The organism is Labrys wisconsinensis (genome assembly GCF_030814995.1).
Lineage (GTDB): Bacteria > Pseudomonadota > Alphaproteobacteria > Rhizobiales > Labraceae > Labrys > Labrys wisconsinensis.
Map to the genome: position 1 here is coordinate 234795 of NZ_JAUSVX010000010.1, position 16809 is coordinate 251603.

14 protein-coding genes are annotated in these 16809 nt (G+C 69.7%); 3 read left to right on the forward strand and 11 right to left on the reverse strand.

Annotated elements, in window-relative coordinates; all coding sequences use genetic code 11:
• Positions 1-37 precede the first annotated feature (37 nt).
• From QO011_RS24785 to QO011_RS24835, 11 genes are all read right to left on the reverse strand, one after another.
• Positions 38-979, reverse strand: a complete 942-nt coding sequence (locus tag QO011_RS24785; protein WP_307277934.1) for an ABC transporter permease — start codon at positions 977-979, stop codon at positions 38-40.
• Positions 979-1923, reverse strand: coding sequence for an ABC transporter permease (locus QO011_RS24790; protein ID WP_307277937.1), 945 nt, complete (start codon positions 1921-1923; stop codon positions 979-981). The genes QO011_RS24785 and QO011_RS24790 overlap by 1 nt, the downstream gene beginning before the upstream one ends.
• Complete coding sequence (locus QO011_RS24795) at positions 1920-3410, reverse strand: sugar ABC transporter ATP-binding protein (protein WP_307277939.1); 1491 nt, start codon at positions 3408-3410, stop codon at positions 1920-1922. Before QO011_RS24795 ends, QO011_RS24790 begins: the two co-directional genes overlap by 4 nt.
• A gap of 10 nt (positions 3411-3420) precedes the next feature.
• Entirely contained in the window at positions 3421-4443 is a 1023-nt protein-coding gene (locus tag QO011_RS24800; RefSeq protein WP_307277942.1) for an ABC transporter substrate-binding protein, read from the reverse strand.
• A 157-nt stretch (positions 4444-4600) separates the two neighbouring features.
• The gene (locus tag QO011_RS24805; RefSeq protein ID WP_307277945.1) at positions 4601-5338 is read right to left on the reverse strand and encodes a FadR/GntR family transcriptional regulator; all 738 of its coding nucleotides are present in this window, start codon (positions 5336-5338) and stop codon (positions 4601-4603) included.
• Positions 5339-5551: 213 nt separating this feature from the next.
• Positions 5552-6499 (reverse strand): L-arabinose ABC transporter permease AraH, encoded by a 948-nt coding sequence (gene araH, locus QO011_RS24810; protein ID WP_307277948.1) that lies wholly within the window; start codon positions 6497-6499, stop codon positions 5552-5554.
• Positions 6496-8001 (reverse strand): L-arabinose ABC transporter ATP-binding protein AraG, encoded by a 1506-nt coding sequence (gene araG / locus QO011_RS24815; RefSeq protein ID WP_307277951.1) that lies wholly within the window; start codon positions 7999-8001, stop codon positions 6496-6498. Before araG ends, araH begins: the two co-directional genes overlap by 4 nt.
• Positions 8002-8224: 223 nt before the next feature.
• On the reverse strand, positions 8225-9208 hold the full coding sequence (locus tag QO011_RS24820; protein ID WP_307277954.1) for an arabinose ABC transporter substrate-binding protein: 984 nt from the start codon (positions 9206-9208) through the stop codon (positions 8225-8227).
• A 95-nt stretch (positions 9209-9303) separates the two neighbouring features.
• Positions 9304-10080 (reverse strand): SDR family oxidoreductase, encoded by a 777-nt coding sequence (locus QO011_RS24825; protein ID WP_307277957.1) that lies wholly within the window; start codon positions 10078-10080, stop codon positions 9304-9306.
• 4 nt (positions 10081-10084) lie between these two features.
• Positions 10085-11257 (reverse strand): galactonate dehydratase, encoded by a 1173-nt coding sequence (gene dgoD / locus QO011_RS24830; protein ID WP_307277961.1) that lies wholly within the window; start codon positions 11255-11257, stop codon positions 10085-10087.
• Between the two features lie 191 nt (positions 11258-11448).
• Positions 11449-12645, reverse strand: coding sequence for an MFS transporter (locus tag QO011_RS24835; RefSeq protein ID WP_307277963.1), 1197 nt, complete (start codon positions 12643-12645; stop codon positions 11449-11451).
• 82 nt (positions 12646-12727) lie between these two features.
• Between QO011_RS24835 and QO011_RS24840 the strand changes: the two genes are divergently transcribed.
• From QO011_RS24840 to QO011_RS24850, 3 genes are all read left to right on the forward strand, one after another.
• Positions 12728-13726, forward strand: coding sequence for an AraC family transcriptional regulator (locus QO011_RS24840; RefSeq protein WP_307277964.1), 999 nt, complete (start codon positions 12728-12730; stop codon positions 13724-13726).
• A 272-nt stretch (positions 13727-13998) separates the two neighbouring features.
• Positions 13999-16356, forward strand: coding sequence for a TonB-dependent receptor (locus QO011_RS24845; RefSeq protein WP_307277967.1), 2358 nt, complete (start codon positions 13999-14001; stop codon positions 16354-16356).
• Complete coding sequence (locus QO011_RS24850) at positions 16356-16784, forward strand: Tat pathway signal protein (protein WP_307277969.1); 429 nt, start codon at positions 16356-16358, stop codon at positions 16782-16784. The genes QO011_RS24845 and QO011_RS24850 overlap by 1 nt, the downstream gene beginning before the upstream one ends.
• The last annotated feature ends 25 nt before the right edge of the window (positions 16785-16809 follow it).

The following is a 16809-nucleotide window of genomic DNA, read 5'->3' on the forward strand; positions in this document are numbered from 1 at the left end:
CGGCTCCTGTGTTGCCCCGAGCTTCGGAAATGCAGGTCTATCGTATCGTCTTTTCGCCGCCGGCGAGGGTGATGACGGCGATGATGATCAGGCCGGTGAGCAGCAGGCGGACGCCGGGATCGGCGCCGGCCGCGTTCAGCATGGTCACCACCAGGAACATGAACAGCGCCGCGCCCCAGACCCCAGGCACGCTCGCCCGGCCGCCAGCGACCGACGTGCCGCCGATGACCACCACGGCGATGGTGAGCAGCAGGTATTCCTCGCCCTGATCGAGCGAGTTGCCGCCGGAGAAGCCGGCGATCAGGGCGCCGGTCAGCCCCGCCAGGCCTCCGGAGAGCGCGTAGGTGATGAAGCGGGTGCGCTCGACGTCGAAGCCGGCGAGCTGCGCCGCCCGGTCGTTCTGCCCGACGGCCCCGACCGAGCGGCCATAGACGGTGCGCTCGAGCGCCAGGGCGACGAGGACCGCGGCGATGAGGGCGACGGCGGCGAGCAGCGGCACGCCGAAGAGCTTGGCGGTCACCAGGTCGGAGAACAGCTGCGGCGGCTTGATCTTGAGGCCGCGGCCGTTGACGATGGCGATCGACATCACCACCAGGCTGGACGACAGCGTCGCGATGATCGGCGGGATGCGCAGCAGCCGGATCAGGCCGAAATTGCAGGCGCCGACCGCCAGGCCCGCCAGCACGGCGGCCAGCAGCCCCGGCACGATCATGGCAGGATCCTCGTTCATCACCAGCATCGAGACGGCGCTGGAGAGGGCGATGACCGAGGGGATGGACAGGTCGACATTGCCGGGCCCGGTGGTGATCACCAGCATCTGGCCGAGCGACACCAGCACGGTGAAGGCGGAGAAGGAGAAGGCGGCGGTCAGGATCTGGCCGCCGCCCTGGCCGCCGGAGACCGCGAGCGTCGCCAGCCACGCGGCGACCGCCGCCAGGAACGACCAGATCCAGGGTTTGGCCAGGACGGTGCGCAGCATCACGCGGTCCTCGCCACCTGCTGGATCAGCGCCCGCAGCGCCAGGACCAGGATCAGGATCAGGCCCTGCGCGCCGATCTGCCAGTCCGGCGAGATGCGCAGGAAGGTGAGGAAGGACGAGGCCAGCGTCAGCGTCATGGCGCCGAGCACGGCGCCGACCGGCGAGACGCGGCCTCCGATGAAGGAGGCTCCGCCCAGGATCACCGCGGCGATCGAGATCAGCGTGTAGCGCGATGCGATGTTGGCATCGCCGGAGGTGGTGAGGCCGAGGAGGCTGAGGCCCGAGACCACGCCGAACAAGCCCGCCAGCGCATAGACGATGACCCGGATGCGCAGCAGCGACCAGCCGGCACGCTGCACCGAGCGGGCATTGCCGCCGGCGCCGCGGATCAGCACGCCGAAGGTCGAGCGCATCACCAGGAGATAGGCGACGAGGGCCGCCGCCGCGGCGACCCAGATCGGCAGGGGCACGAAGGGCGGCTTGACCTGCATCGCCGCCTTGAGCCAGCCCGGCGCCGCGCCGCCGGGGGTGGGCAGCAGCATGATGGCGAGGCCCAGCCAGGCGAAGGAGAGGCCGAGCGTCACCACGATCGAGGGCAGCTTGCGCCACTCGATCAGGGCGCCGATCAGCGCATAGCCGGCGACCGCCGCCGCCAGCGCCGCGACGCCGAGCACCGGCGCGGTCGGCAGCAGCGTCGCGCCGATGCAGGCGACCAGCGACACGAAGGGACCGATCGAGAGGTCGAGGTCGTTGACCGCGATGATCAGCATCTGCGCGATGGTGGCGAAGATGATCGGCACGGCCAGGTTCAGGAGCAGGTTGACGCCGAAATAGGACATGGCCCGCGGCTGCTGCCAGAAGATGGCGGCGAACAGGGCGATCAGCGCCACCGCCGGCAGCGCGGCCTCCAGGGCCCAGGAGAGGCGCAGGCGCGTCGTCGTCATGGCGCGCTCCCGGCGGGAGCCTGCTCGAACGAGGCCTGCACCACCCGTTCCTCTGTCAGGTCGGCGGCCGCGATCTCGCGGACGATGCGCCCGTCATGGAACACGTAGACGCGGTCGCAGTGGAACAGCTCGTCCATTTCCGTGGTGTACCAGAGGAAGGTGCGGCCGCCCTCGGCCTCGCCGCGGATCAGGCGATAGACCTCCTGCTTGGTGCCGACGTCGACGCCGCGCATCGGGTCGTCCATCAGCACCAGCCCGGCGGGCGAGCCGAGGGCGCGGGCGAACAGCGCCTTCTGCTGGTTGCCGCCCGACAGCGACAGGATCGGGCTCTCGATCGACTTGCAGACAAGGGCGAGCCGCTTGCGCCAGTCCTCGGCCCGGCCCCGCTCGGCGCCGAGGTCGATGAGACCGCGGCGGGTCAGGTGCCGCAGCCAGCGCGGGCTCATGTTGCGCTCGATCGACCAGAGCGGGAACACGCCGTCGGCCTGCCGGTCGCCGGCCACCAGCGCCACGGCGCTGTGGACGGCGATGCCGGGCCGCCGGCGCCGCGCCGCCTCGTGGACCCGGAGCAGCAGGCTGGTCTGGCCGTGGCCGGCGAGCCCGGCAAGGCCGATGATCTCGCCCTTGTGGGCGGCGAGCGGCAGCGAGGCGGCGTCGGCGGACGCCACCGTGACGACCGCGGGCCCGGAGCGCGCGCCGGCGGCGGCCGCGGCGACCCGCTGCTCCGCAGCATGGCCCATGGCGGCGACGATCGTCTCGCGCGAGAAGGCCCCGGTCGGCCGGTCGGCGACGATGCGCCCGTCGCGCATCACCAGGACCCGGTCGGTCGCCGCCAGGACCTCGTCGATCTTGTGGGAGATGACGACGGCGCTGCGCTCGCCGGCGACGAAGCGGCGGACGAAGGAGACGAGCTGGCTCGCCGCGGTGGCGTCGAGCGAGGAGGTGGGCTCGTCGAGAATGACGACGAGGGCCTTGTCCCGGGTCTCGGTGAAGGCGCGGGCGATCTCGACCATCTGGCGCTGGCCGATCGGCAGATTGCCGACCGGGGTGTCCATGGCGAGGCCATGGCCCGGGAAGATCTCGTCGAGCTTGGCTCCGACCAGCCGCGCCGCTGCGCGCCGCCAGCCCAGGCCCCGGATCGAGGGGTGGGCGATCCGGGTGTTCTCGGCGATCGACAGGTTGGGGCAGAGCGACAGTTCCTGGAACACGCAACGCACCCCGAACCGGTGGGCGCTGCGCACGTCGTAGGCGCCGCCGATCGCTTCGCCGTGGAGCGTGAACACCCCCTCGTCGGGCTGCAGCACCCCGGCGAGGAGGTTCATCAGGGTGGACTTGCCGGCGCCGTTATGGCCGACAAGGCCGAGGCATTCCCCGGCCCGCAGCGTGAAATCGACCGGCGAGAGCGCACGCACCGCGCCGAAGCTCTTGGCCACGCCCGTCAGCGCGACGGCCGTGGCTGCCTGGACCGGGACGGTGGCGAGGCTCACGTCGGGCGCTTCACTTCGCCTTGGCGAGGAAGTCGATGACTTCCTTCTGCGAATATTCCTTGTTGGTGACGCTGCCCTTGTCGGTGCGCTTCAGGTCGTCCTCCAGGGAGTCCTGCGTCACCACCAGGATCGGCAGCGTCATGTCCTGCGGCGGCTTGGCGCCGGCCAGGATCTGCTGCGCCACCCAGAAGGCGAAGGTGCCGGCGCCGGGCGCGATCGAGGCCGACATGCTCTGGTAGCCGTTGGCGTCCTTCTGCTCCTTCCAGTAGGTCAGCTCGTCCTCGCGGTTGCCGAAGAAGATGGTCGGCACGGCGCGGCCCGCCGACTTGAAGGCCTGCGCCGCGCCGAAGCCGTCGCCGCCCTGCGTCACCACCGCCGCGACCTCGGGCAGCGTCGGCAGGATGCCGGCGACCTCCTTCTGGGCGACGGTCTGCGTCCAGTTGCCGTGCACGGAGCCGACGATCTTGAAGTCGGCATCGGCGGCGACGGCCGTGGTGATGCCCGCGTGGATCTCGTCGTCGACGAAGACGCCGGCAATGCCGCGGATCTCGAGCAGGTTGCCCTTGATGCCGCGGCTCTTGAGATAATCGATCTGCATGGAGCCGAGCTTCTTGAAGTCGACCGCGATGCGGTAGGCGCAGGGCTCGGTGACGATGCCGTCGAAGGAGACGACGACGATGCCGGCGTCGCAGGCCTGCTTCACCGCGCCGTTGACGGCGGTGGGCGAGGCGGCGTTGATGACGATGGCATTGTAGCCCTGCAGGATCATGGTCTGGATCTGCGCGGCCTGCTCGGTCGCCTGGTTCTCCGAGGTGGTGAAGGCCGGCGCCTCGGCGACGATGCCGTCGGCCACCGCCTGCTTGGTCACCTTGTCCCAGCTCTTCAGCATCGCCTGGCGCCAGGAGTTCCCGGCATAATTGTTGGACAGGGCGATCTTCATGTCCTTGGTGTCGCCGGCCTGCGCGCCGGCGAGCGGCAGGGCGGCCAGCGCCGCGGCGGTTAGCAGCGCTTGGATGGATGGCGTGATGCGCATGGTTTCCTCCCGGGAAAGCAGGGTTGAGACGGTCTTGCTTTTGATTGTTCCGCCGCGTGACGAGACGGCAGCCTGGGCCGTCAGTTAACTAGCATGTCAGTTGCCGGTCAAGCGTGCCGCCGGCCTCACATTCGCGATTGTGAAGGGGGCGATGCGTCTACATCCGTCCGACGTCGTGGGCGGCCTGGTCGAGCACCCGGTTCATCGCCGCCCGCGCCCCCGCGGTGTCGCGGAAGCGGATGCACTCCATCACGTCCTTGTGCAGCGACAGCGTCCGCGACTGGCTCTCCATCAGGCTGTTGGTGAGCAGCAGCGCCGCCTTCAGCGCCGTCTCCATGGTGCCGATCAGGCCGTTGAGCACGATGTTGTGGCTGGCGGCGATGACGCCGCGGTGGAAGGCGAGGTCCGCCTCGCAGCAGGCGGCGAGGTCGTCGGGGATCGAGCGCTCCATGGCGAGATAGGCGTCCTCGATCACCGCCAGGTCGGCGGCGGTGCCCCGCCGGGCCGCAAGCTCGGCCGCCGCCGGCTCGATGATCCGCCGCGCCTCGACCAGGCTGGTGACGAGCTCGACGTCGCGGGTGAGGTTGGGATGCCAGGACAGCACCGCCGGGTCGAGCAGGCGCCAGTGCTCGCGCGGGCGGATCCGGGCGCCGATGCGCGGCCGCGTCTCCACCAGGCCCTTGGCCGAGAGCACCTTGACCGCCTCGCGCACCGAGGTGCGGCTGACGCCCAGCGCCGCGACCAGGTCCTCCTCGCGCGGCAGCGTCTCGCCCGGCGCATAGCGCCCGCCCAGCACCCAGGCGCCGATGGTGCGCACCACGCTGTCATGCACCTTGCCGCCGTCGGCCTGGACGGCGAGCATGGGCAGGAGCAGCGCGTCGAGGTCGCGGGTCATGGGGTAGGCCGCTCGGGCGAGACTGAGCGAGACGCGACGCTTGCCGATCCCCTCCCCCTTGCGGGGAGGGGTACGGGGTGGGGGGGGTAGCCGTCGAGCTCCGTCCTGTGGGACCCCCACCCTTTATCCCTCCCCGCAAGGGGGAGGGAAGACGCGGGCGTCGCGCGCATATCGACACGACCTGCGTCTCGCCCAGCCCTTCTCATCTCCCCCTCACGTCCGCCTGAGCGCCTGGCTGCGGACATTGTCGAGCAGCACGGCGAGCAGCAGGATCAGGCCGCGCACGAGATATTGGTAGAACGCCTGGATGTTGAGCAGGTTCATGGCGTTCTCGGCGATGCCGAGGATCAGCACGCCGACCACCACGCCGGAGATGGTGGCGCGGCCGCCGGCGAGCGACACGCCGCCGAGCACGCAGGCGGAGATGACCGAGAGCTCCAGGCCCGTCGCCGCGTTGGGCTGGCCGGAGGTGATGCGCGAGGCGAGCAGGATGCCGGCGACGGCGCACATCAGGCCCTGGACGGCGAAGATCCAGATGCGGGTGCGCGACACTTCCACGCCGGCGAGGCGCGAGGCATCGGGGTTGCCGCCGATCGCCAGCACGTTGCGGCCGAACACGGTGCGGTTGAGGATGAAGCCGAAGGCGGCAAGGCAGATGATCATCACCCAGACCGGCGCCGGGATGCCGAGGAACGGCGTCAGGGCGATGGCGTAGAAGCCGGCGTCGTTGACGCCGACGGCGCGCCCGTCCGAGACGATCAGCGCCAGGCCGCGCACGATCTGCATGGTGGCGAGGGTGGTGATCAGGGCGTTGATGCGCAGCTTGGCGATGACCACGCCGTTGATCACGCCGACGACGACGCCGGCCGCCAGCGCCAGCACCAGGCCGGCCAGGATGTGCCCCGCCCAGTTGGAGCCCATCACCGCCATCATGCCGGCGAAGGCCACCGTCGAGCCGACCGAGAGGTCGAAGTCGCGCGAGGCCAGGCACAGCATCATGCTGCCGGCGACGATGCCGATCGTCACCACCGACTGCAGGAGGCCCAGCATGTTGCGCTGGGTGAAGAAGTTCGGCACGAGCAGCGCCACCAGCGCGAAGGCGATGACGAACAGGATGACGAGGCCCTGGTCGCCCAGGACCAGGCGGCGCAGCGAATTCATGAAACGGCTTCCTCGGCGTGCACCGGCAGGGCGGCGGCCAGAATGGCGTGTTCGTCGAACTGGTCGCGGCGGAACTCGGCGGCGATCCGCCCCTCGCGCATGACCAGGATGCGGTCGCAGATGCCCATCACCTCCGGCAGCTCGCTGGAGACGACACCGACGGCCAGGCCCTTCTCGGCGAGGTCGTAGAGGATGGCGTAGATCTCAGCTTTGGCGCCGACGTCGATGCCGCGCGTCGGCTCGTCGACCAGCAGCACCTTGAGGGCGGGCTCGGCCAGCCAGCGCGCCAGGATGGTCTTCTGCTGGTTGCCGCCGGAGAGGTTGACGATGTCCTGCCGGCGCGAGGGCGTGCGCACCCGGAGGCGCTTGATGAAGTCGTCCGCCACCGCCGCCTCGCGGGCGGGGCGGATCACGCCGAGCGGCGAGAAATGGCGGCGGGCGGCGATGACGATGTTCTCGCCCACCGAGCGGCCCTGGACGATGCCTTCGGCCTTGCGGTCCTCCGGGCACATGACGAGGCCGATCTCGATCGCGCCGCGCGGACGCGGGGCGAGCGGCGCGCCGTCGATGCGCACCGTGCCGGCGCTCGCGGCGTCGGCGCCGTAGACGAGGCGGAAGAGCTCGCTGCGCCCGGCGCCGACCAGGCCGAAGAAGCCGAGGATCTCGCCGGCGCGCAGCGAGAAGCCCGCCGGCGCCTTCAGCCTGGCGCCGGCGATGTCCCTGACCTCGAGCCGGACCGCCCCGGCGGGCCGGCCGCGCCAGCCCCAGATGTCGCGGATCTCGCGCCCGACCATCTGGCGCACGATCTGATCGCGGCTGACGCCGGCCATGGTCTCGAAATGGGCGGCGAGGCGCCCGTCGCGCAGCACGGTGGCGCCGTCGCACAGGCGGAAGACCTCGTCGAGCCGGTGCGAGACATAGAGGATCACCTTGCCGGCGCGGCGCAGCTTGTCGATCAGGCGGAACAGCACCTCGCTCTCGGCGGCCGACAGTGAGGAGGTCGGCTCGTCCAGGGCGATCACCTTGGCTTCGGCCATGATCGCCTTGGCGATCTCGACCATCTGGCGCTGGCCGATCGAGAGCCGCGCCACCTTGGTGCGGGTGTCGATGCCGCCGCCGACCTCGGCGATCGCCGCCGCCGCGGCCTGGTGCAGCGCCCTGAAGGACACGATGCCGCCGCGGTTCGGGAAGCGCCCGAGCGTCAGGTTCTCGCCGACGCTGAGCTCGGGCACGAGCTGCAGCTCCTGGTGCACGACCGCCACCCCTGATGTCATCGCCTCGTGCACCGAGGCAAAGCGCCCATCGCGCGTCCCCAGATGCAGCGCGCCGGCATCGGGCCGGATATCGCCGCCGAGGATCTTGATCAGCGTCGACTTGCCGGCGCCGTTCTCGCCGAGCAGGCCGTGCACATGCCCCTCCGGCACGCCGAAGCTGACGCCCGACAGCGCCTGCACGCCGGGAAAGCCCTTGGAGATGCCGTCGAAGCGGAGGAAGGGGGTCATGGGGGGATTGATGAGCCGGTGGAATGATGCTGCAGGCGCGACGCCAGCAATCCCCCTCCCCCTTGTGGGGAGGGGTGAGGGGTGGGGGTCCATCAGGAAAAGGCGCCGCGTACGTCGGAAGGCGCCCTTCAACGACCCGCCCACCCTATTCCGCACGACCCCCACCCCTCACCCCTCCCCACAAGGGGGAGGGGGAATGGCTGGCGTCGTGCCGATGGACGCCTCACTCCAGCCCCAGGCCCTTGCGCACCGTCTGGTAATCGTCGCGCTTGGCCAGTTCCCCGGCGGTCTGGACCAGCTTGGGCGGCTCCTTGCCGCCGATCCAGTCATACATGTTGAGCGAGGTCTCGTAGCCGTGGCGCTTGGGCGAGATGATCACCGTGGCGAAGAAGCCGGTGGGCTGGCCCTTCTTGAACTCGTTGATGGCCGAGTCCGCCCCGCCGATGCCGACCGCGATCACGTCCTCCGGCTTGATGCCGACGCTCTCGGTGGCGCGCACCGCGCCGAGCGCCGCCTCGTCGTTGAGGCCGAAGGCGACCCAGTGCTTCACGCCGGAATGGGCGTTGATGACCGTGGTCGCGGCGTTGAGCGCCGCCTCGGTGTCGGTCTTGGCCTGCGGCGCGTCATAGATGTTGGCGGCGGGGAAGCCGTTCTTGGTCAGCACCGCGATCGCGCCCTCGACCCGGTCCTTGGCCGTCGGCAGCTGGTCGTAGGAGACGCGGATGGCGCCGACGTCCTTCAAGTCCCAGCCGCGATGCTTGGCCTCGTCGATGATCGCCTGGCCGACCTGCTCGCCGATCTTGGTGGCGGAGATGCCCATATGCGGCACGTCGGCGAGCGGCGCGCCCGAGCCGTCGACCAGCTGGTCGTCGACCGTCATCAGCTTCAGGTTGTTGGCGGCCGACTTGGCGACGATCGCCGGGCCGAGCTTGACGTCCGGCGTGCAGACGATGAAGCCCTGCACCCCCTGGGCGCCGAGATTGTCGATGGCCGCCATCACCTTCTCGCCGTCCTCGGCGCCGATCTTGACCAGGGTGAAGCCCTTTTCCTTGGCCGCGATCTCGGCGAACTTCCATTCGTCCTGGAACCACGGCTCCTCGGGCTGCTTGACCACGAAGCCGATCTTGACGTCGGCGGCAAAGGCCGGCGCCGCCAGGGCCTGCAGGGCGATGCCCGCCACGGCCAGTGCCTTCACGATGCGCTGCATGTCGTCTCCTCCCGGATCCCTCTCGATCCTTTTGCTTGGGCACGTTCGGCGTGCCGCAAGTCGGTTGCGGGGCCTTGCCCCGGATGGCGTCGCCCCTACTCGTGGTAGAGGACGGACCGCCCGCCATCGATGACGATGCAGGCGGCGTTGATGAACGGAGCCTCGTCGGAGGCGAGGAAGACGGCGGTCATCGCCACCTCCTCCGGCCGGCCGATGCGCTTGGGCGGATGCAGATCATAGGCGCGCCGGCGCTCGGCCTCAGGGTCGGGAAAGGTGTTCCAGTAGGCGACCGCGATCGGCGTCTCGATATAGCCGGGCGCGATGGCGTTCACGCGGATGCCCTCGGCCGCATATTCGATGCCGAGCGAACGCGTCAGCCCGAGCAGCCCGTGCTTGGCCACGGGATAGGGGAAGGTGTGCGGGATGATGCTGAAGGAATGCGAGGAGGCGATGTTGACCACCGCGCCGTTCTTTCGCGACCGCATCGACGGCAGCACCGCCCGCGTCACGGTCCAGACGCCCTCGAGGTCGACGGCGAAGCAGCGCCGCCATTCCTCCTCGCTGGTCTCCAGGGGCTCGTGAAAGACGTTGATGCCGGCATTGTTGACCAGGATGTCGATGCTGCCATAAGCGGCGAGCGTCCGCGCCGCCATGGCCTCCACCGAGGTGCGGTCGGTGACGTCGGTCTCGACGAACTGCGCCCGCCCGCCGGCGGCCTCGATGGCGCGCGCCACGACGGCGCCGGTTTCGGCATTGCGCTCGGCGATCACCACGGTCGCCCCCTCCCGCGCGAAAGCCTCGGCCGTCGCCGCGCCGATGCCCTGCCCGGCGCCGGTGACGATCGCGGTCTTGCCTTTGAGGCGCCCGGTCATGGCCTCACCAGTCGACGATGGTGCCGTCGTCGAGGACGGCGTTGGTGGTGTGCAGCACTTCCGGCTGGAACGGGTGGGCGGCGCAGGCCGCCTCGTCGACGGTGATCCCGAGGCCCGGCGCCTCCGGCACCTGCCAGAAGCCGTCGATCATGCGGATCGGGCCCTGCACCACCTCGAAATACCAGGGCACGGCGCCGACCATCTCCTCCTGGATGACATGGTTGGGCGTCGACACCGCGAAATGCAGCGCCGCCACCCCGGCGATCGGCCCGAGCGGGTTGTGCGGCGCGACGCCGACCGAGACGGTCTCGGCCATGGCCGCGATCTTCTTGGCCTCGAGCAGGCCGCCGCAATGGCAGATGTCGGGCTGGGCGATGTCGACCGCGCGCGCCCGCAGCAGCTCGTCGAACTCCAGCCGGTCGACCAGGCGCTCGCCGGCGGCGATCGGCACGCTGGTCTTGGCTGCGATGGCAGCGAGGCCGGCGGTCTCGCCCGGCGGCAGCAGCTCCTCCACGAACATCGGCCGCCCCGGGGCGAGCGCCTCGACATAGGCCAGCGCCGCCCCGGCCGAGGCAGGCCGGCCGTGAAAGTCGACCATGATCTCGATGCCGGGCCCGACCGCGGCGCGCAGCGCCTCCATCATGCCCGCCACCTTGTCGACCTCCGGCAGCGGCGCGTGGAAATGGGTGTAGGGGATGAACACTGCCTTGAAGGCGCGGTAGCCCTTCTCGACCACCGCATGGGCGCGCTCCACCAGCGGCGCCGCGTCGAGGGTCTCGTAGACCGCGCGCATGTCGCCGAGGCCGAGATGGGTGTAGACGCGCACCTTGTCGCGCACCTTGCCGCCGAGCAGGCGCCAGACCGGCAGGCCGAGATGCTTGCCATAGATGTCCCAGAGCGCGATCTCGATGCCGGAGATGGCGCTCATGCCGATGGCGCCGAGCCGCCAGAACGAGTGCTTCTTCATCACCCGCACCGCCTGCTCGATGTCGCGCGGGTCGCGGCCGATGACGAGCGGCGTGAGATCCTCGATCGCGCCGACCACGGCGCGCGTCTTCCACTCCAGCGTCGCCTCGCCCCAGCCGAACAGGCCGGGCTCGTCCGTCTCGACCTTGACGAACACCCAGTTGCGCATCTCCGCGTTGACCACGCGGGTGCTGATGCCGGTGATTTTCAAGACGGGCGTTCCTCGCGTCAAAGCGACCTATTTATCGTATGAATGCAGTCATACGCGGCCGTCGTCTTTCACGCAACTCCCCAGAACTCGACGAGATCGGAATTTCACGCTGGCAGAATTCCTTTGATTTATAGCATAAATAGAGCGGCCGCCAGGCTTGGAGCCGGCGGCCGCCCTGCTACGTGCTCGGCTCAGGCCGCCACCGCGACCGGGCGCAGCCGCACCCCGCCGAGGATGGTCAGCACCGCCAGGAGGAGGACCAGCGTGCTCGCGGCGAAGACCCCCGTGGCGCCGCTCGCGTCGAAGATCGCCCCGCCCACGGCCGCGCCGAGCGTGATGGCGAGCTGCACCGCGGCGACCAGCAGGCCGCCGGCGCTCTCGGCCTGGTCCGGCACGGTGCGGGTCAGCCAGGTCGACCAGGCCACCGGCACGGCGCCGAAGGCCAGGCCCCACAGCGCGACCATCGCGGTGGCCGCGACCGGCACGCCGCCGAGGGCGAGGAGGCCGAGGCCGAGCAGGCTCATCAGCAGCGGCATGGCGACCAGCGTCAGCCTGAGGCTGCGCTCGAGCAGCAGTCCGGCCAGCATCGTGCCGACGAGATTGGCGATGCCGAAGCCGAGCAGGATGCCCGAGAGCGCGTTGATGCCGACGCCCGTCACCGTCTCGAGGAAGGGCCTGATATAGGTGAAGACGGCGAAGTGCCCGGTGAACACCAAGAGCGCCGCCAGCATGCCGAGGCCGATGCCGGGACGCGCCAGCACGTCGACGAGGGTGCGCAGGCGCGTCGAGCCGCTCGGCGCCATCCGCGGCAGCGTCGCGAGCTGGGCGGCGAGCACGACGAGGCCGAGCGCCGCCGCGATCAGGAAGACGCTGCGCCAGCCGATGATCGCGCCGAGATAGCTGCCGACCGGCGCGGCCAGGATGGTGGCGGCGGAGACGCCGCTGAAGATCATGGAGAGGGCGCGCGGCACCAGCGCCTCCGGCACCAGGCGCATCGCCACGGCGGCGGACATGGTCCAGAAGCCGCCGATGGCCATGCCGAGCAGCACGCGCCCGAGGAGCAGCAGCGGCAGGCCGGGCGCGAAGGCGACGATGAGGTTCGAGACGATCAGCAGCACCGAGAAGCCGAGCAGCACCAGCCGCCGGTCGACGCGGCGCGTCGCGGCGGAGATCAGGAGGCTCGTCACCATGCCGACGATCGCGGTCGCCGTGACCGCCTGGCCGGCCGTGCCCTCGCTGATGCGCAGATCCGCCGCCATCGGCGTCAGCAGGCTGGCCGGCAGGAACTCCGCCGTCACCAGCCCGAAGACGCCGAGCGTCATCGAGACCACGGCACCCCACGCGGGCGCCGCCCGCGCGCCCGCCTCCCCTGTCAACGCCTGGTTCATCGAACGTCCTTTCGCATGTGCATTTTGCGTTGCAGCAAAGGTAGGATGGACATTTCGGACGGACCATGCCATCAAATCCGGAATGCTTGATCGAAAGTCCGAAACTCGCCCGATGGCGGGGGCCCGCCCGCCGGCCGATCTCGTGAGCGAGCTGCTCATGGGCATGCGGCTGTTCGGGCTCGACTATCGCCGCATCCAGATCAGCCCGCCCTTCGGCATCCGCTTCGGCACGGTGGAGGGGCGGGCGCAGTTCCATTTCGTCGCCCGCGGCCCGGTGTTCCTGCGCGAGCCCGACGGCACGCTGCATGCCATGGCGGCGGGCGACGCCGTGCTGCTGCCACGCGGCGGCGCGCACGACCTCGTCTCCGGGCCCGATCTGCCCGGCCGCGACCTCGCCGCTTTCGAGACGGCGCCGCTCTGCCGCAATGTCGGCGCCATCGCGGCCTGCGACGGCGATTGTCCCGAGACCGGCGCCCTGGTGTTCAGCGGCTGCATGGAGTTCGACCTCGGCACCATGCACGCCCTGGTGGCGCTGATGCCCGGGGTGATGTTCGTCGGCACGCTGCTGGACCGCTATCCCGAGATCCTGCCGATGCTGGAGGCGATGGAGCGCGAGGCGCGCAGCGAGCGGGCGGGCTTTGCCGGCATCCTGGCCCGGCTCGCCGACGTCATCTCCGCCTTCATCGTCCGGGGCTGGGTCGAGTGCGGCTGCGGCGATGCCAGCGGCTGGGTGGCGGCCCTGCGCGACCCGCGCCTCGGCCGCGTCATCGCCGCGCTGCATCACGACCCCGGCCGGGACTGGACCCTCTCCGAGCTCGCGGCCGCGATGGGCAGCTCGCGCTCGGTGTTCGCCGAGCGCTTCCTGGCCGTGACCGGCATGACGCCGCTGCGCTACCTCACCGAGCTGCGCATGCGCCTCGCCGCGCAATGGATCGGGCGCGACCGCATGCCGATCGACGCGGCGGCGCACCGCCTCGGCTACGGCTCCCAGGCCGCCTTCAGCCGCGCCTTCAAGCGGGTGATCGGCCGGCCCCCCGGCGCGGCGCGCTCCGACCCCGGCGCTGCCCGCCTCATGCCCTGATACCGCCCCTTCCGTTCGAAGGCTCGTCCGGGACAGCATCGCGCGCCGAGATTACCAGCGGCGCTCCGATCAACCTTATAATAATTCATAATAAGAATAATAGTTGCATAATTTCATAAGAAAATAATTATGCAACGATCCGTTTTTATTTGTTGATTATCGCGATCCTATCAGTCGATTGTACGACCTACATACAATCAAACCGACGGCGAATACTGATAAGGCCGAAAAGGCAAGAAGCGCCGCGGGGATATCGCGTGGGAGGGCAAGAGATGCTGCGCCATTTCTTGTTGCTGTCGTCCGTTGCCATCGTGAATGCCGCCCTGCTCGCTCCGGCCCGGGCGCAGGATGCACCGCCCGACGCCGGCGGCCTGGTGCTGCCCGGCATCGACGTGATCGACACCGCGCCGACCGGCGGCGCCATCGCCCGCGACAAGGTGCCGGCCGAGGTCCAGACGCTGTCGGCCGACGATTTCGCCAAGACCGGCTCGGCGGCGAGCACCGAGGCCCTGTTCCAGCGCCTGCCGGGTGTCACCCTGTCCGATGTCCAGGGCAACGGCTTCCTGTCCGACCTCTATTTCCGCGGCTTCGACGCTTCGCCCCTGCAGGGCACCTCGCAGGGCCTCGCCATCTACCAGAACGGCGTGCGCATCAACGAAACCTTCGGCGACACCGTCAACTGGGACCTGATCCCCGAGGAGGCGATCGACCGGGCGGACCTGTGGACCAACAACCCCGCCTTCGGCCTCAACGCCCTCGGCGGGGCGCTCAACCTGACCATGAAGAACGGCTTCACCTTCCAGGGCCTCGACGTGAAGCTGATGGGCGGCTCCAACGGCCGGATCCAGGGCTCGATGCAATATGGCAAGCAGATCGGCCCCTGGGGCCTCTACGTCGCCATCGACGGCCTGCACGACGACGGCTGGCGCGACTTCTCGCCCTCGGAGCTGAAGCGGGCCTATGCCGACCTCGGCTATAAGGTCGACGGCGCCGAGTTCCACCTCAACGCCACCGCCGCCGACAACAGCCTGGGCGTGGTCGGCCCGACGCCGGTGCAGATGCTCGACCAGCGCTATGGCAGCGTCTACACCTCGCCCCAGACCACCACCAACAAGCTGTTCATGCTCGATTTCAACGGCAAGGTCGAGCTCTCGCCGACCTGGACCGTGCAGGCCGACCTCTACTTCCGCCATTTCGAGCAGGCCCATGTCGACGGCAACGACACCGACGCTTCGCCGGACAATTGCCCCTCCTCCCTGTCCGGCTTCATCTGCCTCAGCGCCGACGACTTCCCGGCGGGGACCCCGGCCTCGCAGCTGGTGCTGCGGGACGCCAAGGGCAACCCGATCCCGGCGAGCGTGCTGAACGGCAACACCCCCGCCTCGCTCGACCGGACCTGGACCAAGGCCAACACCGAAGGCGGCTCGCTGCAGTTCACCAACACCGACCCGCTGTTCGGCTTCCCCAACCATTTCACCATCGGCGCCGCCGTCGACCACGGCAATGTCGACTTCCGCGCCGACAGCGAGCTCGGCATCATGCCGCCGGACCTGTCGGTGATCGGCACCGGCATCATCTACCACACCGACGTCCCGGGCGGCATCTCGCCGGTGGACCTGAAGACCGAGAGCAACACCTTCGGCCTCTACGCCATCGACACGCTGGACCTGACCTCGCGCCTGTCGGTGACGGCCGGCGGGCGTTACAATTACAGCCATGTCGACCTGCAGGACCAGCTCGGCGACTCCCTCGACGGCAGCCACACCTACCAGCGCTTCAACCCGCTCGGCGGCCTCACCTTCAAGATCACGCCCGACATCACCGCCTATGCCGGCTATTCGGAGGCCAACCGCGCCCCGACGCCGCTGGAGCTCGGCTGCGCCGATCCGGCGCATCCCTGCCTGCTGGAAGGCTTCCTGGTGTCGGACCCCTCGCTGAAGCAGGTGGTGTCGCGCACCTACGAAGCAGGCCTCCGCGGCAAGAACGAATTGTGGGGCGGCCAGCTCAAGTGGAGCGCCGGCCTCTACCGCACCGACAACAGCGACGACATCGTCAACATCCCGAGCGTGATCACCGGGCGCGGCTACTACGCCAATGTCGGCGACACCCGGCGCCAGGGCGCCGAGGTCTCGGCCCAGTACGGCCTCGACCGCTGGATGCTCTACGCCAACTATGCCTATGTCGACGCCACCTATCGCAGCGCCGTGACGCTCGCCTCGCCCAACAACCCGGCCGCGGACGACGACGGCAACATCCAGGTGCACCCGGGCGACCGCCTGCCGGCCATCCCGGCGAACCAGTTCAAGATCGGCGCGGAATACAAGATCACGCCGGAATGGACGGTGGGTGGCAATGTCGTCGCCGCCAGCGGCCAATATTTCGTCGGCGACGATTCCAACCAGAACAAGAAGCTCGGCGGCTATGCCGTCGCCAACATCTATTCCTCGTATCAGGTGACGGATCATTTCAAGGTGTTCGGCATGATCAACAACCTGTTCGACCGCCATTACGCCACCTACGGCACCTTCTTCTCCACCGACGATATCGCCTTCCTCGGCCTGACCGACCCGCGCTCGGTCACCCCAGCGCAGCCCTTCGCGGTCTATGGCGGCGTGGAGGCGACGTTCTGATGCGGCCGCTCTCCCGCCTCGCCCGCACATGGCCCTGGCTGGTCCTCGCCGGTCTCGCCGCCGGGCCGGCCGTCGCGGCGCCCGCCGACGTCACGATCGAGCTCAACAAGGTCGAGCCGCAGGGCGACAGCTGCCGCGCCTATTTCGTCGTCCGCAACACCGGCGGCCCGGCGCTGGACACGCTCAAGATCGATGTGTTCGCCTTCGACCGGCAGGGCATCGTCGCCAGGCGCCTGGCGCTCGAGCTCGGCCCCTCGCCGGTGGGCAAGACCTCGGTGCGCCTGTTCGACGTCGGCCTGCCCTGCGACAAGCTCGGCAGCCTGCTGCTCAACGACGTGCTGGCCTGCCAGGCCGCAGGGGCGCCGGTGGCGGACTGCGCCGCGCGGCTCGGCCTCGGCACCCGGACCGACGTGGACTTCTCGCGCTGAGGAAGGCCGCGGCGCGGCGATCGTG